This is a genomic window from Marinobacter albus (assembly GCF_030238305.1).
Classification (GTDB): Bacteria; Pseudomonadota; Gammaproteobacteria; order Pseudomonadales; family Oleiphilaceae; genus Marinobacter; species Marinobacter albus.
This window is the reverse complement of sequence record NZ_JASSQD010000001.1, coordinates 685,587-706,540: the sequence shown is the minus strand read 5'-3', so window position 1 is coordinate 706,540 and position 20,954 is coordinate 685,587. Positions and strand designations below refer to the sequence as shown.

At 57.8% G+C, this 20,954-nt stretch carries 17 protein-coding genes; 13 read left to right on the top strand and 4 right to left on the bottom strand.

The window, feature by feature from the left end; translation table 11 throughout:
* Positions 1–25: 25 nt before the first annotated feature.
* On the bottom strand, positions 26–1,477 hold the full coding sequence (locus QQF73_RS03250; RefSeq protein ID WP_219866855.1) for an exonuclease domain-containing protein: 1,452 nt from the start codon (positions 1,475–1,477) through the stop codon (positions 26–28).
* A gap of 162 nt (positions 1,478–1,639) precedes the next feature.
* Between QQF73_RS03250 and QQF73_RS03245 the strand changes: the two genes are divergently transcribed.
* Positions 1,640–2,782, top strand: a complete 1,143-nt coding sequence (locus QQF73_RS03245) for a DcaP family trimeric outer membrane transporter (RefSeq protein WP_219866856.1) — start codon at positions 1,640–1,642, stop codon at positions 2,780–2,782.
* Positions 2,783–3,225: 443 nt separating this feature from the next.
* Here QQF73_RS03245 and aceF read toward each other — a convergent pair whose 3' ends face one another.
* Complete coding sequence (gene aceF, locus QQF73_RS03240) at positions 3,226–4,881, bottom strand: dihydrolipoyllysine-residue acetyltransferase (protein ID WP_285367199.1); 1,656 nt, start codon at positions 4,879–4,881, stop codon at positions 3,226–3,228.
* Positions 4,882–4,891: 10 nt separating this feature from the next.
* Positions 4,892–7,561, bottom strand: coding sequence for a pyruvate dehydrogenase (acetyl-transferring), homodimeric type (gene aceE / locus QQF73_RS03235; RefSeq protein WP_219866858.1), 2,670 nt, complete (start codon positions 7,559–7,561; stop codon positions 4,892–4,894).
* A 695-nt stretch (positions 7,562–8,256) separates the two neighbouring features.
* On the opposite strand from aceE, the gene QQF73_RS03230 reads away from it, so the two are divergent.
* The gene (locus QQF73_RS03230; protein WP_219866859.1) at positions 8,257–9,621 is read left to right on the top strand and encodes a KamA family radical SAM protein; all 1,365 of its coding nucleotides are present in this window, start codon (positions 8,257–8,259) and stop codon (positions 9,619–9,621) included.
* 91 nt (positions 9,622–9,712) lie between these two features.
* Here QQF73_RS03230 and paaY read toward each other — a convergent pair whose 3' ends face one another.
* Positions 9,713–10,309: a phenylacetic acid degradation protein PaaY gene (paaY, locus tag QQF73_RS03225; protein WP_219866860.1), complete on the bottom strand. Its 597-nt coding sequence runs from the start codon at positions 10,307–10,309 to the stop codon at positions 9,713–9,715.
* A 376-nt stretch (positions 10,310–10,685) separates the two neighbouring features.
* On the opposite strand from paaY, the gene paaF reads away from it, so the two are divergent.
* The 11 genes from paaF to paaE all read left to right on the top strand — a co-directional run bounded on the left by paaF (position 10,686) and on the right by paaE (position 20,897).
* Positions 10,686–11,459: a 2,3-dehydroadipyl-CoA hydratase PaaF gene (gene paaF / locus QQF73_RS03220; protein ID WP_219866861.1), complete on the top strand. Its 774-nt coding sequence runs from the start codon at positions 10,686–10,688 to the stop codon at positions 11,457–11,459.
* A 47-nt stretch (positions 11,460–11,506) separates the two neighbouring features.
* Positions 11,507–12,298 (top strand): 2-(1,2-epoxy-1,2-dihydrophenyl)acetyl-CoA isomerase PaaG, encoded by a 792-nt coding sequence (gene paaG / locus QQF73_RS03215; RefSeq protein ID WP_219866862.1) that lies wholly within the window; start codon positions 11,507–11,509, stop codon positions 12,296–12,298.
* The gene (paaH, locus tag QQF73_RS03210; protein WP_219866863.1) at positions 12,299–13,822 is read left to right on the top strand and encodes a 3-hydroxyacyl-CoA dehydrogenase PaaH; all 1,524 of its coding nucleotides are present in this window, start codon (positions 12,299–12,301) and stop codon (positions 13,820–13,822) included.
* Positions 13,819–14,265 carry a hydroxyphenylacetyl-CoA thioesterase PaaI gene (gene paaI / locus QQF73_RS03205; RefSeq protein ID WP_219866864.1) on the top strand — a complete coding sequence of 149 codons (447 nt, stop codon included), beginning with the start codon at positions 13,819–13,821 and terminating at the stop codon, positions 14,263–14,265. Before paaH ends, paaI begins: the two co-directional genes overlap by 4 nt.
* Positions 14,262–15,509 carry a 3-oxoadipyl-CoA thiolase gene (pcaF, locus tag QQF73_RS03200; RefSeq protein ID WP_285367197.1) on the top strand — a complete coding sequence of 416 codons (1,248 nt, stop codon included), beginning with the start codon at positions 14,262–14,264 and terminating at the stop codon, positions 15,507–15,509. The genes paaI and pcaF overlap by 4 nt, the downstream gene beginning before the upstream one ends.
* 51 nt (positions 15,510–15,560) lie before the next feature.
* Entirely contained in the window at positions 15,561–16,871 is a 1,311-nt protein-coding gene (paaK, locus tag QQF73_RS03195; RefSeq protein ID WP_219866865.1) for a phenylacetate--CoA ligase PaaK, read from the top strand.
* Positions 16,872–17,183: 312 nt separating this feature from the next.
* On the top strand, positions 17,184–18,176 hold the full coding sequence (paaA, locus tag QQF73_RS03190) for a 1,2-phenylacetyl-CoA epoxidase subunit PaaA (RefSeq protein WP_219866866.1): 993 nt from the start codon (positions 17,184–17,186) through the stop codon (positions 18,174–18,176).
* 17 nt (positions 18,177–18,193) lie between these two features.
* Complete coding sequence (gene paaB / locus QQF73_RS03185) at positions 18,194–18,475, top strand: 1,2-phenylacetyl-CoA epoxidase subunit PaaB (RefSeq protein ID WP_219866867.1); 282 nt, start codon at positions 18,194–18,196, stop codon at positions 18,473–18,475.
* Positions 18,476–18,486: 11 nt separating this feature from the next.
* Positions 18,487–19,251, top strand: a complete 765-nt coding sequence (gene paaC, locus QQF73_RS03180; RefSeq protein ID WP_219866868.1) for a 1,2-phenylacetyl-CoA epoxidase subunit PaaC — start codon at positions 18,487–18,489, stop codon at positions 19,249–19,251.
* Positions 19,235–19,804, top strand: coding sequence for a 1,2-phenylacetyl-CoA epoxidase subunit PaaD (gene paaD / locus QQF73_RS03175; RefSeq protein ID WP_285367196.1), 570 nt, complete (start codon positions 19,235–19,237; stop codon positions 19,802–19,804). Before paaC ends, paaD begins: the two co-directional genes overlap by 17 nt.
* Positions 19,805–19,817: 13 nt before the next feature.
* Entirely contained in the window at positions 19,818–20,897 is a 1,080-nt protein-coding gene (gene paaE / locus QQF73_RS03170) for a 1,2-phenylacetyl-CoA epoxidase subunit PaaE (protein WP_285367195.1), read from the top strand.
* Positions 20,898–20,954 lie beyond the last annotated feature (57 nt).

Here is a 20,954-nt window from a genome sequence, read left to right as displayed (position 1 = left end):
GGATGCATCTTTTATGATACGCCACTCAGGGCATAAGAACATCCGGTTCACCGACCGCCGGCAATTCAATAATTTTCCGATCCCTGCCATCCCGCCCCATCAACGCCTTGATGAGAAGCTTGTAGGAATCCAGGTCAAACGTGACCGCCTGGCCTCGCAGGGACAGTTCATGGGCATCACTCTCCTCATGCACCGTTGCGACATGCATCCAGTTATAGACCACCAGGATGTCGGTTCGCCCGGCCAACCGGTCGCGCTCGACCACGCCTACCGGCCCTTTCCATGGCCAGGTCTGCAAACGCAAACTGTGGAACGCGATCTGGGTTCGAAGATTATAACGGGTCACATCCTCCTGCCCTTCACAGGCCCCCTTGCAGCGCCCGAGTGCCCGCTGGAAACAGGCGCCAGCATGATCAGGCTCCAGCCCCAGCAGGCGGTTGCACAAGTCATTTTTCGTGGCGATGCCGCTTAGCGCACGTTCGGCGTCACGTTTGCTTCGGAACAAACCGAAATAGTCACCCAACCGGTGCGGCTCGATCTCCCGAACCAGACGCGCCTGTAGGAAACCTTCGTCGTTTTCGCTCAACTCGATACTCACCAGGTTTTTGGCAGCGCGGGACCGACGGTTGAACATCGGCTTCAAAGTCTTGATCTGTTTGAGCTCCAACAGCAGCGCGCCCAATTCTCCGGCGGTTTCGGTCCAGTCCACCCTGCGGAGGCTCTCGGACATCCGTACACCGCGACTGGTGTTGTGATCTCCGGAAAAATGGGAAGCGACCCGCTGGGCGATGCTGGTGCTTTTGCCAACATAGAGCAGCACATCATTCTCACCGTAAAACCGGTACACACCGGGCCCCACCGGCAGGTCCTTAAGCGTATCCAGGGGCAGGTGCGAGGGAATGCTTGGGCGCTGGAGCAGGTCCCCGATTGCCTGCTCCAGTCGCCCATCGCCTTTGTCCATCCGGGCATGGAGGAAAAACGACAGCATCGCCTCGACATCCCCCATGGCCCGGTGACGCTGCACCCGGGCCAGCCCATGGCGCTCAATCAGGGCATCCATGTTGTGCCGGTGAAATTCCGGGTAAAGCCGGCGGGACAACTTTACCGTGCACAGCACCCTGGCCGAGAATACGCGCCCCAGCCTGCGAAACTCGGATTTGATAAAGCCGTAGTCAAAACGGGCGTTGTGAGCAACGAACACCGTGCCCTCGAGTTGCGCCTCCAGGTCGTCGGCAACATCTGCGAACAACGGGGCGTCCGATACCATCTCATTGGAAATGCCCGTAAAGTTCTCTATAAACCGGGAGATACGAGTCTCGGGATTCAACAGGGTCTGCCACTCCCCAACCGCTTCTCCGGCACGCCAGAAACGAATACCAATCTCGGTAATCCGGTCACGCGAAGAGTTGCCTCCCGTCGTTTCGATGTCGAGAAACGCGAAAGTGGTGTCTTGCAGATATGTACTTTCGGAGGTCATGGAACGATTGTACGCCAATTAATCAACCGCAGATGTCTGTCAAACAAGGAAAAGCGGCTATAGACATTCGTCTAAATAATGTGTGAATTCATTTGAATTGTCACAAATTCGTAACTACCTTGTTTCTGGGTCCAACAACAATAATGTGTGGAGACAACAACGATGCAAAGCAACAAATTAAGAACGGCAATTCGTGCGACGGCAGCAGCAGCAGTATTGGGCGTGGCTGGACAAGCCGGCGCCGTCAGCTTCACCGCTGGCGATTACGACATGGCCGTTTATGGTTACGCGCGCCTGAACGCCAGTTACGATATCGACAGTAACCAGGCGCTCAGTACCCGTTCGGGCTCCTACGCTGGTCTCGCAGGTAACGACAACGCGGCCGAAGGTCACTTCGGCGCTGACGCTTTCCAGAGCCGGATCGGCGTTAAGGCCACCAGCCCCGAAGGCGTAATGGTCAACGTGGAAGGTGACTTCCGTGGTGGTGGCGGCGGCAGCCTCCGTCTGCGTCACGCTTACGGCTCCTACATGAACGTTCTGGCCGGTCAGACCTGGTCGAACTACACCAGTTTCGTCGGCAACACCTCAACCCTCGACTTCGACTCGCTTCCGGGCGTAGCAGGCTACCAGAGCCGCATCCCCCAGGTTCGTTACACCACTGGTCCGCTGTCACTCTCCCTTGAGGATCCGCGCTCCAGCTTCGTAACAGATGCAGCCAACGGCATTCAGAAGCAGTCCATGCCGTCGCTGACGGCTCGCCTGGAAGATTCCGCCGGCGGCCTGTCGTACTCCGCAGCCGTCCTGGCACATCAGGTGGGCTATGACGACGGCACCAACGATGAATCGTCCTTCGGTTTCGCGACCTTCGTCGCAGGTAAGATCGCGCTGACCGATATGTTCACCATCCAGGGCAGCCTGTCCTACACTGACGGCGCGAACAGCTACCTGTACCGCTCTGGTGAGAACTTCGGTGCCGCCAGCGCCTATGTTGACCCAGCCTCTGGTGATGTCGAAACCATCACCGGCTACGGCGGCACCATTGGCACCGGCATCAGCCTGGGCGGCGGTCGCAGCATCAACGTCGGCTACGGCATGGTCACCGTTGACTGGGACGACGCGGAAGCCGATGGCGTTGCAGTCGCTGACCAGAGTGAAACCAACTCTGCGATCATGGCCAACTACCAGTGGACACCAGTCAAGAACGTCATGATGGGTGTCGAATACGCACTGCTGGACCGTGAAAACGTTGATGGCACCGACGGCGATGCGAGCCGCATCCTGTTTGCCGCGCAGTACAACTTCTAAGCTCCTTTAGAAGTTAACTCAGGGAAGGCCCCGGCATTTGCCGGGGCTTTTTCGTTCCATCCCGGTGCAAACGGCACCGTCTTGAACCATACCACCCTCGCACCCTACGCTACGCCAAACTTCATACTAATAAATTCAGAAACTTAGCAGCTGGACCTTTTTGGCATGGCTGATGCTTTAAATACCTTGCAAGGAATGCGACGGAGACACTCCGCCCTGTTCAGCTTATTAACCAATGAGGTGACACGATGAAAAAAGCCAAAGACCAGAACCTGCTGTTTGAACTGACCCAGCCTTACGAAGCGGCAACCATGCAGGACCTGCACGATTACTTTGACTGGATGTTCTTCGCCAACTGAATTCCGACCACACAAAAAAAGCCGGGAGGGCGTCATGCCCTCCCGGCTTTTTCACTTCCGGAAAATGCCGGAGCCCATCGCCTGTTACAGTAACAGGGACCGGATATCCCCCAGCAACTGGCTCAGCAACGTCGTGAAACGCGCCGCGTCCGCCCCGTTCACCGCACGGTGATCGTAGGACAGCGACAACGGCAGCATCAACCGGGGCTGGAAGGCCTTGCCATCCCAAACCGGCTTCATGGCTGCCTTGGAAACGCCCAGGATCGCCACTTCCGGCGTATTCACGATCGGTGTGAACGCGGTGCCACCAATACCACCGAGACTGGTGATTGTGAAACAGGCACCCTGCATTTCCGCAGGTTTGAGCTGCTTGTCACGGGCTTTTTGAGCCAGATCGGCACTCTCCGCCGCGAGCTCCCAGAGCCCTTTCTTGTCCACATCACGAATTACCGGAACCATCAGCCCGTTAGGCGTGTCCACGGCAATGCCAATGTGGATGTACTTCTTGCGGATCACTTCCTTCCTGTCCATGTCCAGGGAGACATTGAACTGTGGCAACGCCGCCAGCGCGGTAGCGCAGGCTTTCAGCAGGAAAGGAAGGGGCGTCATCTTCACGCCTTTTTTCTCGCCGGCCGCCTTCTGCGCCTTGCGGAAATCCTCCATGTCGGTGATATCCGCATCTTCGAACTGGGTAACGTGAGGCACGTTCAGCCAGCTTCGCTGCATGTTGGTGGCTGTCGCCGCCATCATGCGGGACATCGCTTCCTTCTCGATATCGCCGAACTGGCTGAAATCAGGCAGCTTCACGCCCGGAATTCCAGAACCGGCGCCTACCGCACCGCCCTGCTGAGCCTGCCGCAACTGGCTTTTCACGTAGGCCTGAACGTCGTCCTTGAGGATCCGGCTCTTGGGCCCTGAGCCCTTGACGCGGGTCAGATCCGCACCCAGCTCTCGGGCCAGTTTACGGACGGCCGGGCCGGCGTGAACCTTCGTGCCCGGCGCCGGCGGTTCATAGGTCGCGCCCTGGGGCTGCGGCGCCTCCTCCTGCTTCCTGGGCTTGTCCTCAGACTTGCCCTGGTCTTTGGACGCTGGCTGCTCCGCCTCTGATTCGACCTCGCCTTCGGACTCTCCTCCCTCATCCTCGACGGTCATCTCAATCAGATCATCGCCCTCGGAGAGCTTGTCGCCGTCGGACACCAGGATCTTGCCAACCTTGCCGGCAAAGGGCGAAGGGATCTCCATGGTCGCCTTGTCGGACTCGACAGTCACCAGCGGATCGTCGGCATCAATGGAATCACCCTCGGCGACATTGATCTCGATAACCGGCACGTTATCGAACCCGTCGAGCGCCGGAACCTTGACGGTTTCCTTCCGGGACCCACCGGACTTTTTCGGTGCCGGTTTGCTTTTTTCAGACTCGTCCTCGGACTTGGCCTCAGGCGCTTCCTCGGACTTCTCGTCGGGCTTGTCCTCGGCCTCTTCGTCCAAGCCCGAGTCACCGCTGTCGGCCTCCATGGTCCCGACGACATCGCCTTCCTTAACCTTGTCGCCAACCTTCACCGTAATGCTGGTGATTTTGCCGGCGCCCGGGGACGGCAGTTCGACCGACGCCTTGTCGGACTCTACCGTCAGGATGGGATCCTCTTCCTCAACCGAATCCCCCTTGCTGACGATGATCTCGATAACCTCGACCTCGTCCGCACCGCCGAGATCCGGAACCTTGATTTCCTGCTCACTCATGGCGGTCTCCTTAGCTCAGCACCGGGTTCGTTTTATTGCGATCGATTCCGTACTTCCGCATGGCTTCGAGAACCACGTCATTCTTGACCTCTCCATCCCGTGCCAGAGCGGTCAGTGCGGTGACCGCCACATGATAGCGGTCCACCTCAAAGTGGCTGCGCAGCTTCTCACGGGTATCACTCCGGCCGAAACCGTCGGTGCCCAGGGTCAGGTAGGTCTTGGGAATGTAGGCGCGCACCTGCTCGGACAACAGCTTGATGTAGTCGGTGGAGGACACCACCGGCCCCTGCTGCTTCTCCAGGCACTCTGTGATGTAGGCCTTCTTCGGCGAATCATCCGGGTGCAGTCGATTCCAGCGCTCAACGTGCAGGCCATCACGGGCCAGTTCATTGAAGCTGGTGACGCTCCAGACGTCGCTGGCAACACCGAAGTCCTCTTGCAGCAGCTCCGCTGCAGCCCGGACCTCGTTCAGAATGGCACCGGAACCCAGCAACTGGACCCGCGGCGTCTTCTTGCGACCCTTGGTTTCGATCGAGTCCAGCAGGTACATGCCCTTGATGATACCGTCCTCAACTTTCTTGCCCTTGGGCATCGCCGGCTGCTGGTAGTTTTCGTTTTCGATGGTCAAGTAGTAGAAGACGTTCTGGTTGTCTTCAAACATTTCCTTGATGCCATGCTGCACAACTATCGCCATCTCATAGCCATACGCGGGATCGTAGGCCTTACAACTGGGGATGGTCTGGGCCAGGATATGGCTGTGACCATCCTGGTGCTGCAAGCCCTCACCGTTGAGCGTGGTACGACCGGCTGTGCCGCCGATCAGGAAGCCACGCGCCTGGATGTCACCGGAGGCCCAAGCCAGGTCACCGACCCGCTGGAAACCGAACATGGAGTAGAAGATGTAAAACGGCACCAGCGGGAAATTGTTAGTGCTGTAGGACGTGGCCGCTGCCATCCAGGCCGCCATGGAGCCATCCTCGTTGATCCCCTCCTCGAGGATCTGGCCCTTTTTATCTTCCTTGTAGTACATGATCTGGTCACGGTCTTCCGGCACATACTTCTGGCCTTCGGAGGTGTAGATCCCCAACTGACGGAACATCCCCTCCATACCAAAGGTTCGCGCCTCATCGGGCACAATCGGAACGACGCGCTTGCCAATCCGCTTGTCCTTGGTCAGTGCCGTCAACATGCGAACGAAGGCCATCGTGGTCGAAATCTCACGCTCACCGGAGCCTTCCAGCAGGGCCTTGAAGGTGTCCTGGGGCGGCGTTTCCAGGCGCTGGCAATCCTTGCGACGCTTCGGGTAGAAGCCCCCCAGTTCCTGCCGGCGCTTTTTCATGTATACCATTTCCGGGCTGTCCGGGGCAGGACGGTAATACGGAACTTCCTCGAGTTCCTCGTCCTTCAACGGCACCCCGAACCGGTCACGGAACGCCTTGAGCTGATCCAGATCCAGTTTCTTCAGGGAGTGCGCAGTGTTCTGGGCCTCACCGGCGGTACCGAAACCGTACCCCTTGATGGTATGGGCCAGGATAACGGTCGGCCGGTTACCGTGATCGTGCACGGCCTTGTGATAGGCCGCGTAGATCTTGTACGGGTCGTGCCCGCCGCGGTTGAGTTTGTTGATGTCTTCGTCCGACAGATTCTCCACCAGCTTGGACAGCTCAGGGTACTTGCCGAAGAAGTTCTTGCGGGTATACGCCGGGCCGTTGCTCTTGAAGTTCTGCAGATCGCCGTCGACGGCTTCGTCCATCACGCGCTGCATCAGTCCGTCTTTGTCTTTCTCGAACAGCGGATCCCACATCCGGCCCCAGACAACCTTGAGCACGTTCCAACCGGCACCCCGGAAGATACCCTCCAACTCCTGGATAATCTTGCCATTGCCCCGTACCGGGCCGTCCAGCCGCTGCAGATTGCAGTTAACAACAAAGATCAGGTTGCTCAGGTTTTCCCGGCCCGCCATGGAAATGGAGCCCAGGGTTTCCGGCTCATCGCATTCACCATCACCGACAAAGCACCACACCTTGCGCTCGCCCATGTCAATCAGCTCGCGGCTGTGCAGGTACTTCATGACGTGGGCCTGGTAAATGGCCTGAATGGGGCCGAGGCCCATGGAAACGGTCGGGAACTGCCAGTAGTCCGGCATCAGCCACGGATGCGGGTACGAGGAAAGGCCTGTGCCGTCCACCTCTTCCCGGTATTTATCCAGCTGCTCCTCTTCAAACCGGCCCTCCAGATAGGACCGGGCGTAGATGCCGGGGGAAGAGTGGCCCTGGAAATAGACCAGATCCGATTCCCGCTTTTCGTCACCGCCGTGGAAGAAATAGTTGAATCCGACGTCGTAGAGCGTGGCCGCAGAGGAGAAGGAGGAGACGTGCCCGCCCAGTTCGCCAGGACGCTGATTGGCTCGAAGCACCATCGCCATGGCATTCCAGCGAATGAGCGACCGGATACGACGCTCCATAAACAGGTCGCCCGGCATCCTCGCTTCCTGAGTCACCGGAATGCTGTTACGGAACGGCGTGGTAATGGAGTAAGGCAGCTCGGTGCCATCTCGGCTTGCCCGCTCGGACAGCCTCTCGAGAATATACTTGGCCCGGTCAACGCCTTCCTGCTCGATCAGAGACTCGAGCGCGTCCAGCCATTCACTGGTTTCAATGGGATCATCGTCCTGGTACATCAAACCCTCCCCTTGGCATCAAAGAGTGCAGCGCGGGCCACGATCAGCAGCCAGGCGCGTGCGGTGTCGATTAGCTGCGATAGATTGCAGAGTATTGTTATGGGTGTATCCGCGTGACATTGTTATGGGTGTATCCGCGTGACAGTGGCGCCGCAAGACAGCGCGCAGAACCTCCATCAAGCATAGAACAGCTTTCCCACTTTTCCTGTCCGATTCACGCCCGATCACCCTGTAAGTTAACGGCTTTTGGCCCTGGGCACCCGGTCTCGTCCGGAACTGAGGGATCCCCGCCTTTACGTAGTATTTTTACTACATTATCGTTAGCACGCTCAACTAAACAGGCATTCCAATCCCTTGAAATGAAATAACTTGCGATTACTTACGGAATAATGACTGTATTTAGACCATCAAACAACCATATTCAGACCAAGGTCGTAGTATTCCTACCAAAGAGCATTTAGTTCACACACTAAAAATTGCTCACCCGCACCTATCACGACTTTTAGCGATATTTAGCCGATTTTCTGCACTTTTTCGCTTACAAGATGCCGATAACCCTCGAGTCGCACACGGTTTTTTAATTAGACCTGAAAAGAAAGACCAACTTATGTATACTCCCCTGCCCGTTTTTTAACCAGCGGAGTGATGGTAATCCCACGCTCCTGTCTATTGGCACTCAACTCAGAGGGCGATCTATGAATTCCATCGTCACCTTTCCGAATCGGATTCCCACAACCGAATTCGAAGAACGGCGCTTCAAGGTCTACACCGACCGACAGCTCGACAAGATCGAGATCATCCAGAACCTCCCCGAAGAAACCCTGTTCGAAATGAAGGTCGTGGCCAGCGTGCTGCCCTTCCGGGTAAATGAGTACGTGATCAACGAGCTGATCAACTGGGACAAGGTTCCCAACGACCCGATTTACCAACTGGTCTTTCCGCAGAAAGGCATGCTGAAAGACGAGCATTACGAGCGAATGGCCGAGATGCACCGGAGCGGTGCCGACAAGAAGGACATCCAGGCGGTGGCCAAGGAAATCCGCGACGAACTGAACCCGCATCCGGCCGGGCAGATGGAAATGAACATGCCGGAGCTTGATGGCGAAGTACTGGACGGCGTTCAGCACAAGTACCGGGAAACCGTCCTGTTCTTCCCGGCCCAGGGCCAGACTTGCCACTCCTACTGCACCTTCTGCTTCCGCTGGGCGCAGTTCGTCGGCGATAAAGACCTGAAGATGGCCAGCACCGAAGCCGAAAAGCTGCACGGCTACCTGCAGGAACACACCGAAGTGACGGATCTGCTGGTCACCGGTGGCGATCCGATGGTGATGAAGACCAAGAACCTGGTCCAGTACCTCGAACCCCTGCTTGAACCGGAATTCGACCACATCCAGACCATCCGCATCGGCACCAAGGCGCTGACCTTCTGGCCCTATCGCTTCGTGACCGACAAGGATGCAGACGAGCTGATCGATCTGTTTGCCAAACTCGTGGATGCGGGCAAGCACGTCGCCATCATGGCCCATTACAACCACTGGCAGGAAATCACCACCGACATTGCCGAAGAGGCGATTCGCCGCATTCGCGCGACCGGTGCTGAAATCCGTGCCCAGGGCCCGCTGATCAAGCACGTCAATGACGATGCCGAGGCATGGGCCAAGCTGTGGAAGAAGGAAGTCCAGCTCGGCATCATTCCCTACTACATGTTTGTGGAGCGGGACACCGGCGCCAAGAACTACTTCGAAGTGCCTCTGGCCGAGGCGTTCCAGATCTACCGCGAGGCCATGAAGAGCGTCAGCGGTCTGGCACGCACCGCCCGCGGGCCGTCCATGAGCGCAGGCCCGGGCAAGGTTGAGATCCAGGGCATCGCGGAAATCGCCGGCGAGAAGGTCTTCGTCCTGCGCTTCCTTCAGGGCCGAAACCCCGACTGGGTGCAACGCCCGTTCTTCGCCAAGTACAGCGAAACCGCCACCTGGCTGCACGAGCTGGAGCCGGCGTTCGGGGAAGAGAAGTTTTTCTTTGAGGAAGAGTATGAGGAGATGAAGAAAGGGAACGGCTAACCCTGCCCCGTCTTAACCTGAAAAGCCGGGCGAAGCCCGGCTTTTTTAGTAACTGCGAAATCTGGACGCGAAGCCTGTTCGGTTACCGAATTCAAGGTTGCTCGTGTTTGGGCTGATAATCGCTCATTTCGAGCCTTGGCCTTTCCGGGTCGGCTTCAGCAAGGGGCGCGCACTCTTCGACAGTCTCGAGGCAGCGCGTCGTAAGCCTTTGGTACTCCTCGGTCCCTTTCCGCTTCCAGGCAATCTCTTTGTCACTCAGGGTCCGCAGCACCTTGGCTGGAGAGCCTACAATCAGGGAACCGGGATCGCATGAAAATCCAGCCTTCACAAAAGCACACGCACCGACGATGGATCGGGGTGCAATAACCGCCTCATCCATCACCACAGCATTCATCCCTACCATGGCATCCTCGCCAACCGTGCATCCGTGAAGGATGGCGCCATGCCCCACATGACCGTTTACCTCGACAACCACATCCTTGCCGGGAAAGGCATGAGTTACGCAAGTATCCTGAATGTTCGCTCCTTCCTTTAAGACGATACGCCCAAAATCACCCCGTAGAGAGGCGGCCGGACCCACATAGCAGTTCGGGCCCACCCAGACATCGCCAATAAGAATCGCTGTCGGGTGGACGTAAGCGGACGGATGAACAACAGGCTTTACACCTTCTATACTGAAACTGGGCATTTCCCCTCCCTCTTTCTGGCTGTGGCGAGCAAATCAATCACAATTCCTGATTCACTTTCTGGATAACTTTATAGTTTTTCGCGGCATTTTTCACAGAACCAGGATTCATGAAGCCGCTTTTAGTTAGGTCAATTCGCCCTTAAACCTGGCTCAAAACGTATTTTTCATCGATTTATCAGACACTAACAAAACCACGCAGCCCTCCTTCCAATGTGATACAAAAGTTAGACCCATGCATTCTTGACGAGTATCAATTAAAAGATATACTTATTTTCCCAATCGGCCACTTCGTCAATCGAACATCGCCTGGTGGCAACTCTGATTCCGAGTAGCTCAGATCTGCTGCCAACAAAAACAAAGCCACACCGGATTGCTTATGCCAAACAACCTGCTCGTCGACGGACCCGCGGACGGGGTTCGCGTCTTCACCCTGAATCGTCCCGATGCGCTCAATGCCCTCAATACTGAACTTCTGGGCAACTTGTCCAGGGCGCTGGATGACGCCGAGGCCGACCCTGACACTCGGGCCGTGGTGATTACCGGAAGCCAAAAGGCATTCGCGGCCGGCGCCGATATCAATGAAATGGCCGCACGAGACCTCGTCGGCATCCTGGAAGATCCCAGAGTCGCGCACTGGCAGCGCATAGACCGCTTCTCCAAACCGATCATCGCGGCCGTCAATGGCTTTGCGCTTGGCGGGGGCTGCGAATTGGCCATGCATGCCGACATTCTCATTGCCGGCGAAAATGCCCGCTTCGGCCAGCCGGAAATCAATCTCGGCATTATGCCGGGTGCGGGTGGCACCCAGCGGCTTGTGCGCAAAGTAGGCGAATCCCTGGCCATGCACATGGCACTTACCGGCGAGCCCATCAGCGCAACTCGTGCCCTTCAGGCCGGCCTGGTCAGTGAAATCTGCCAACCCGAACTAACCTTGGAGAGGGCCGTCCAGATCGGACAGTCCATTGCCCGGAAAGCCCCCATTGCCGTTCGCCTCACCAAGGAATCTGTGCGCAAGGCCAATGATATGAATCTTGCCGAAGGCCTGCGTTTTGAACGCCATGCCTTCACGGTACTCGCTGGCACGGAAGACCGGCAGGAGGGCCTCGACGCCTTCCGGGAAAAACGTAAACCCCGCTTTACGGGCCGCTAAACCGTGCCCCCGAAAGTCACCCTTTACTATATTGATAGGACAACGCCATGACTCAGCCGAGCATTCTTCTCGAAATCGATCAGGGTGTGGCCCTGCTTACCCTCAACCGCCCCGACAACCTGAACAGCTTTAACGTCGAGATGCACGAGCAGATGCGGGACGCTGTCAGCAAGGTACGCAAGGACAGCTCAGTTCGCGTACTGGTGATTACTGGCGCCGGCCGCGGTTTCTGTGCCGGTCAGGATCTGTCTGATCGGAGTGTTGCCCCGGGCCAGGAAGCTCCCGACCTCGGCGAGTCCCTCGAAAAATATTACAACCCGCTCCTGCGCAGCCTGAGAGACTTGCCCATGCCGGTCCTGTGCGCGGTAAATGGCGTTGCTGCCGGCGCCGGCGCGAACATTGCGCTCGCCTGTGACATAACGCTCGCGTCGCGCTCCGCCAGTTTCGTACAGGCATTCTGCAAGCTCGGCCTGGTCCCCGATTCGGGCGGCACCTGGACCTTACCCCGGGTCGCTGGCATGGCACGAGCCAAGGGCATGGCCCTGCTGGGCGACAAGATCGGCGCCGAACAGGCCGAGAGCTGGGGCATGATCTGGCGCTGTGTTGATAACGAGGCGCTGATGGAAGAGACCATGAAACTGGCAAGGCACTTTGCCACCCAGCCCACCAAGGGTCTGGCCCTGATCAAGCGCGCTCTGCACGCCAGTGCCAGCAACACGTTTGAAGAGCAGCTCAACCTTGAGCGAGATCTCCAGCGAATGGCTGGCCGGTCCGAGGATTACCGTGAAGGCGTTGCCGCCTTCATGGAGAAACGCACGCCGACCTTCAAGGGGAAGTAAATGACTCAGGCACTTGATACCCAGACCGCGATCGCCGTCATCGGTGCCGGCGCCATGGGCTCTGGCATTGCCCAGGTTGCCGCCCAGGCAGGTCACAAGGTCTACCTTCACGATCAGCGCGAGGGCGCTGCCGAAGCCGGCCGGGCGGGCGTCGCAAAACAACTGCAGCGCCGGGTGGACAAGGGCAAGTTGGAGCAGCAAACCTTCGACGCCATTGTAGGCCGCATTCATCCGGTCAGTGCGCTGTCGGAAATCGCCGACAGCGGGCTGGTCATTGAAGCCATCGTCGAAGATCTCGAGATCAAACGCACGCTTCTGGCGGACCTCGAAGAGCTGTGCAACGAAGAAACCATCCTTGCCACCAACACCTCCTCCATCTCGGTCACCGCACTTGGCGCCAAACTCCGCCACCCGGAGCGCCTGGTAGGTATGCACTTTTTCAATCCAGCACCGCTGATGGCACTGGTGGAAGTGGTAAAAGGCCTGGCGACGGATAATGCCGTGGCAGAGATTGTCCACGCCACCGCGACAAACTGGGGCAAGAAACCGGTGTTCGCCACTTCTACACCCGGCTTTATCGTTAACCGGGTTGCCCGCCCGTTCTACGCTGAGAGCCTTCGACTGCTCCAGGAAGGGGCGGCGGACCCGGCGACCCTGGACGCCATCCTTCGGGAAGCGGGCAATTTCCGGATGGGGCCGTTTGAGTTGACCGATCTGATTGGACACGACGTCAACTATGCCGTGACCAATTCGGTCTTCAACTCCTATTACCAGGACACCCGTTTTCTTCCCTCACTGATTCAGAAGGAACTGGTTGAGGCGGGTCGTCTCGGCCGCAAGAGCGGCCAGGGTTTCTACCGCTACACTGAAGACAGTGAGCGCCCGGAACCTGGCACCGAGCCCGCTTGCCAGAGCGATGACACACGACTGATCGTTGAGGGCGAGACGGGACCTGCCGCCCAACTGGTTGAGCGCTTCCGTGAGGCCGGCCTCGAAATTGTTGAGCGGGACGGGCCCGGGCAACTCCGGTTCGGAGAAGCGGTACTGGCTCTTACCGACGGCCGCATGGCGACCGAGCGCGCCCGACTGGAAGGCACGCCCAACCTGACGCTGTTCGACCTGGCGTTTGACTTCGGCAAGGCCACCAGGCTGGCCGTTAGTGTCGCTGACCAGGCCACAGACAAGGCCCGAGCCGATGCCTGTGCCCTGCTTCAAAAAGCGGGCATCTCCGTGAGCGTGATCGAAGATCGCCCAGGCCTTGTGGTCATGCGCACGGTGGCCATGCTGGCGAACGAGGCAGCCGATGCAGAGCTGCACGGGGTGGCAACCAAAGAGGATATCGACCTGGCCATGAAAGCCGGACTGAACTATCCGGAAGGACCGCTGAGCTGGAGCGACCGGCTTGGCAACGGCCGGGTATTTCAGGTTCTCACCAACATCCAGAACAGCTACGGCGAAGACCGCTATCGGCCGGCCTTGCTGCTCCGGAAAAACCATCATGCTGACAAGGGGTTTTACGCATGACCGATACCAACCCGCAACAACTGGCCGAACGCTGTGCGGAAGCCATGTTTGCCCGGGATCGGGCAAGTCAGAACCTGGGCATGAAAATCGAATCCATCGCCCCCGGCCGGGCCGTTCTGAGCATGACCGTGACCGACGACATGATTCAGGGACATGGCTCCTGCCACGGGGGCTACCTGTTCACCCTCGCCGATTCCGCCTTTGCCTTTAGCTGCAACACCTATGACAAGGCCACCGTCGCCTCCGGATGCAGCATCGACTACATGTATGGCGCCAAGGTCGGCGACGTATTGACTGCAACAGCCGAAGAACAATCCCGCGGTGGCCGAACAGGCGTCTACGACATCACCGTAACCAATCAGGACGGCCGTACTGTTGCCCTGTTCCGGGGAAAATCCTACCAGGTCCGCGGCCCTGTTATTAATTCGGAGGAAAACTCATGAGCGCAGATACTCGCTTGCAAGACGCCTACATCGTTGATGCCATTCGCACCCCGGTCGGCCGCTATGGTGGTGCCCTGGCGTCCGTTCGGGCCGATGACCTCGGAGCCATTCCGATGAAAGCCCTGATGGAACGGAACCCGGGCGTGGACTGGTCAAAGATTGATGATGTCCTGTATGGCTGTGCCAACCAGGCTGGCGAAGACAATCGCGATGTTGCCCGCATGTCATTGCTGCTTGCTGGCTTTCCGGTCGACGTTCCCGGGAGCACGATCAACCGCCTGTGCGGCTCTGGCATGGACGCAGTCGGAAGCGCAGCGCGCGCCATCCGTACCGGCGAAGCTAGCCTGATGCTTGCAGGGGGTGTGGAGTCCATGTCCCGGGCGCCGTTCGTCATGGGCAAGTCAGATACTCCGTTTAGCCGTAAGGCAGAAATTTTCGATACCACCATCGGCTGGCGCTTCGTCAACCCGGTACTGAAAAAGCAGTACGGCATCGATTCCATGCCCGAAACCGCCGAGAACGTTGCCGCTGATTTTGGCATCTCCCGGGAAGATCAGGACGCGTTTGCCCTGCGCAGCCAACAGCGGACAGCCGCTGCTCAGGCTGCAGGCCGCCTGACGAATGAGATCACACCCGTCAGTGTGCCCCGACGCAAACAGGATCCACTGATTGTTGACACCGACGAGCATCCCCGGAAAACCAGTCTTGAGAAACTGGCCTCCCTGCCAACCCCGTTCCGCGACGATGGCACAGTGACCGCCGGCAATGCTTCCGGCGTCAATGACGGCGCCTGCGCCCTGCTGTTGGCCAATAGCGATGCGATGCAGCAGTACAATCTGAAACCGCGGGCCCGCGTGGTCGCCATGGCGACCGTCGGGGTTGAGCCACGCATTATGGGCTTCGGTCCAGCGCCGGCTACTCGCAAGGTACTAAAAACCGCTGGCCTGGAACTGGCCGATATGGACGTCATCGAACTGAACGAAGCGTTTGCCGCCCAGGCGCTGGCTGTCACTCGGGACCTCGGCCTGCCGGACGACGCAGAACACGTTAACCCGAACGGCGGCGCTATCGCCCTGGGGCATCCTCTTGGCATGAGCGGCGCTCGTCTGGTGACCACGGCTCTGAATGAACTCGAGCGCCGCCACAAAGAAGGCCTGAAGGCACGTTACGCACTTTGCACCATGTGCATTGGTGTCGGGCAGGGTATCGCATTGATTATTGAACGGGTCGACAGCGTTGGCTGATCCCTCGGATGCAACGCTCCCGTTAAGCACAAAAACAAGCAGGACAGACTTATGAGCTTACCATCACAAAAACTTGGCAAACTTGACCGCATGGAGACCGCCAGCATCGACGAGCTCCGCCACGAACAGCTTCAGCGTCTGCGCTGGAGCGTCGTCCATGCCTACACCAACGTGCCTTTCTATCGAAACGCATTTGATGAAATCGGCCTGAAGCCGATGGACATCAACTCGCTGGACGATCTGGCCAAGATTCCATTCACCACCAAAGCCGACCTGCGGGATAACTATCCGTTCGGCATGTTTGCCACTCCGATGGACCAGGTTGTCCGTGTTCACGCCTCCAGCGGCACAACCGGCAAGCCGACCGTGGTGGGTTATACCCAGGGTGATATCAGTACCTGGGCCGACGTCGTTGCCCGCTCCATTCGGGCTGGCGGCGGCTCCCGGGGCGACAAGGTTCACGTGTCCTACGGCTACGGCCTGTTCACCGGCGGTCTTGGGGCTCACTACGGCGCCGAACGCCTTGGCTGCACGGTGATCCCCATGTCAGGTGGCCAGACCGAGAAACAGGTTCAGCTGATTACCGATTTCCAGCCTGACATCATCATGGTGACCCCGTCCTACATGCTCAATATTGCGGACGAAATGGAACGCCAGGGCATCGATCCCCACAAGCTGCCACTGCGCCTTGGAATCTTCGGCGCCGAGCCGTGGACCAATGCCATGCGCACCGAAATCGAGGAACGGCTCGGCATCCAGGCACTGGACATCTATGGGCTGTCCGAAGTGATGGGCCCCGGCGTCGGCATGGAATGCATTGAGACCAAAGACGGCCCCACCATCTGGGAAGACCATTTCTATCCAGAAATCATCAACCCGGAAACCGGCGAAGTTCTGCCCGACGGGGAATACGGTGAACTGGTATTCACCTCCCTGACCAAGGTGGCCCTGCCGATCCTGCGCTATCGCACCCGTGATCTGACCCGCCTGCTTCCGGGAACAGCTCGCCCGATGCGCCGTATCGACAAAATCACCGGCCGCAGCGATGACATGCTGATCATCCGCGGGGTCAATGTGTTCCCGAGCCAGATCGAGGAGCAGGTTCTCAAGTGTGAAGCGCTGGCGCCTCACTACGAGATCGAGGTTTACAAAGACGGGAATCTGGACTGTGTCGACATCCGCGCAGAACTGAAACCGAACGCCTCCGACAGTGAGGAGACCCGCGCGGGTGCAGCCAAAGAACTGGCTCACCACATCAAGTCCTACATCGGCATCAGCACCCGGATCGAGATCGTTGAAGCCAACCGTCTTGCCCGCTCTGAAGGCAAGGCAAAACGGGTCCACGACCGCCGTAAATCATAACGGCCCACCTCTCCAGCGCTCGGCCGGGTGACGCCCCGGCCGAGCCAGCCTTCCCAGCTCTAACCAATTAGTTTTATTTTTTGACTTCCTTATTTCCAGCAACTTTAAAAATCACTCGACAAAAACAAATTATTCTTTTCTTTCAAAATTATACGGACCTTAAATCGTCACGCCAAAGCCGATATGACACACAAAAACATTTCTTGATATTTATTCAGTATCATATAATATTAGGCTAAGGTTCCACAGTATTCACAGGGATAGGACTGTTCACGGAGCAACAGAACAAAAAGCCCGATTCGGAGGTAATGTATGTACGCCCAGCTCGTTGAAACCGGCAGCAAGCGCCTTAAAACCTTGGAAGAGATGTCGCCCGAAGAGCGCGCGTTCCAGGAAAAGGTCGATGCGGAAACGAAAATTGAACCGAAAAACTGGATGCCGGAAGGGTACCGTAAGACCCTGATCCGCCAGATTTCCCAGCACGCCCACTCGGAAGTGGTCGGCATGCTGCCGGAAGGCAACTGGGTAACCCGGGCTCCCACTCTCAAGCGCAAGCTTCAGCTGATGGCCAAGATCCAGGATGAAGCCGGACATGGCCTGTACCTTTACAGCGCCATGGAGACTCTGGGCGCTGACCGCGACGAAGAAATCGAGAAACTGCACCAGGGCAAGGCCAAGTACTCCAGCATCTTCAACTACCCGACCCTGAACTGGGCCGATATGGGTGCGGTTGGCTGGCTGGTCGACGGCGCCGCCATCGTTAACCAGGTGGTGCTGCAGCGCACCTCTTATGGCCCCTACTCCCGCGCCATGATTCGCATCTGTAAGGAAGAGAGTTTCCACCAGCGTCAGGGCTACCAGATCCTGCTGGACATGATGCGCGAAGGCACCGAAGAACAGAAAGCCATGGTTCAGGACGCGATTAACCGTCTGTGGTGGCCGGCACTGATGATGTTTGGCCCGCATGACGACGAATCCCCCAACTCGCAGCAGTCCATGGCCTGGAAAATCAAGCGTAAGAGCAACGACGAACTGCGCCAGATGTTCATCGACCAGACCGTGCCGCAGCTTGAGTTCCTGGGATGCACCGCGCCTGACCCGGACCTGAAATGGAACGAAGAAACCGGCCACTACGATTTCGGTGAAATCAACTGGCAGGAATTCTACGACGTTCTGAAGGGTAACGGCCCGTGCAACCGCGAGCGTATCAGCACTCGCAAGAAAGCAATCGACGAAGGCGCCTGGGTTCGCGAAGCCGCCGTCGCCTATGCCAAAAAACAAAAGCAGCGCGCAGAAGCCGCTTGATATCGGAGGAATCTATTATGTCTGAATGGCGCCTATACGAAGTCTTTGTTCGCAGCAAGCATGGTCTCAATCACAAGCACGTTGGCAGCGTGCACGCTTCCGATGCAGAAATGGCCATGGAAAATGCCCGCGATCTCTACACACGCCGTAGTGAGGGTGTGAGCATCTGGGTTGTGCCTTCCGAAACGATCACCGCGTCTGCGTCCGACGAAAAAGAGGTCCTTTTCGATCCCTCTGAAGACAAAATCTACAGGCACGCCTCTTTCTACGAGCTGCCTGACGAAGTCGGACACATGTAAGGAGCGTTGGCATGACACAATCTGAAGCACTCAAAGAATACCTGCTTCGCCTGGCAGACTCCGACATGATTCTTGGCCAGCGCCTTAGCGAGCTGTGTGGCAAGGCGCCCGCGCTCGAGGAAGAGATGGCACTGATGAACGTTGCACTCGACCTCGTCGGCCAGGCCCGCAACTGGTACGAGTATGCCGCTGAGCTGATTGACGATGGCCGGGATGCCGACAAGCTGGCCTTCCGCCGGGATGCCCATGACTATCGCAACTTGCTCCTGACCGAGCAGCCGAACGAAGACTATGCGGTCACCATGGGCCGGCAGTTCTTTTTCGATGTCTGGCACTACTTCACCCTCAAGAGCCTGAGCGAAGCCAATGACGAGCGGATTGCCGGCGTTGCAGCCAAGGCGCTCAAGGAAGCCACCTACCACCTCCGCCGGTCATCCGAGTGGGTGAAACGCCTGGGTGATGGCACCGAAGAAAGCCATCGCCGCATGCAGGATGCGATCGATATCCTGTGGCGCTTCACCGGCGAGTTGATCACCCCGGACGAAACCGATGAGCTGATGGCGAAGGCCGGCATTGGCCCGGACCCTGAGCAGCTTAAGAACGACTGGCATGGTCTGGTCAGTGAAGTTCTCGCTCAGGCCACCCTGACTCCCGGCGCCGAAGATGCCTGGATGTATATGGGCGGAAAACACGGCGAACACACCGAACATCTTGGTTTCATTCTGGCAGAAATGCAGTTTCTGCAGAGGGCCTATCCCGATGCCAAAACATGGTGATTCCGACGCAAGGTCAGCGGTAGATATCCTGATCGCCAGCGACCGGGTACCGGCCAACGCTCGCCCCGATCTGCTGACCGAGAAAGATATCTGGGCCCTTCTGGAAGAGGTTAAGGACCCCGAGGTGCCGGCGGTAAGCGTCGTGGAACTCGGTATTGTCCGGGCGGTTCGATGGGACGGGAAAGAACTGTCCGTCGATGTCACGCCAACCTATTCCGGCTGCCCGGCCACTGAGCTGATTGAAGAACTGATTTCGGAGGCCCTGCGCGCGGCGGGGTTCCGGAATCCGAAGATCAATCAGGTGCTGACCCCCGCCTGGACCACCGACTGGATCACAGACGAAGGCAAAGAGAAGCTAAGAGCGTTCGGAATCGCACCGCCCCAGGGCAGCTCCAGCAAAATGAGCCTGCTCGGCGAACCCGAGGTCATCACCTGCCCCCGTTGCGGCAGCCACGAGACCGAGCGGGTGAGCGAATTTGGATCGACCGCCTGCAAGGCGCTTTATCGTTGCAGGGAATGTCTCGAACCCTTCGACTATTTCAAATGCATCTAGAGCCGATACGATCATGAATAAATTCTACCCACTGACCCTCAAAGAGGTCAGACCTGAAACAAGAAACGCCGTATCACTGTCTTTCGATCTGCCAAATGACCTGGCAGACAAGTTTGCCTACAAGCAAGGCCAGCATCTGGTGGTCAGAACAAAAATGAACGGCGAGGAAGTCCGCCGCTCATACTCTATCTGCACCAGCGTTAATGATCAGAATCTCCGGATTGCCATCAAAAAGGTTCCCGGTGGCGTGTTTTCCACGTTTGCCAATGAGCAGCTCAAGCCCGGAGAAACCCTGGAAGTCATGCCACCACAGGGGCATTTTTCCGTGGATCTGGACCCCGAGCGTGAAGGCAACTATCTCGCGGTTGCAGCCGGTAGTGGCATCACGCCCATCCTGTCCATCATCAAGACCACCCTTGAGACCGAGCCCAAGAGTGAAGTCACTCTCTTCTACGGCAACAAGGCGACCAGCAGTACTATGTTCCGGGACGAGCTTCAGGACCTGAAGAACGAGTACATGGCGCGCTTCAACCTGGTCTATATCTTCACCCGCGAAGAGCAGGACATCGACCTGTACAACGGCCGCATCGACCACGAGAAGTGTGATGCGCTGTTCGACCACTGGATCAATGCCAAGGACCTGACCGCGGCGTTCATTTGCGGCCCCCAGCTGATGACCGAGACAGTGCGCGACTCTCTGCTCCACCATGGCATGGACAAGAGCAAGGTCCATTTCGAGCTGTTTACCCCGGCTGGTGGGGCGCCCCAGGCTCGCAAGGACCGTGCAGACATCAAGGTCGATCCACAGTCCATCAGTGAAGTCACCGTGATCGCCGACGGTCGGTCACTGACCTTCCCGCTGGTGCGCGACACCAAGAGCATTCTCGACGCCGGCAACGAGGAAGGCGCAGACCTGCCCTTCTCCTGCAAAGCCGGCGTTTGCTCAACCTGCCGCGCCAAGGTGGTGGAAGGCGAAGTGGAAATGGACCAGAACTTCGCACTGGAGGATTACGAAGTCGAAGCAGGCTACGTACTCTCCTGCCAATGCTACCCGGTCTCCGACAAGGTTGTTCTCGACTACGACGAAATGTAAGTCGTTTTTCGACAACTGCCCATCAAGACCCGACAAAGGCAAGTCCTGTATGACAGG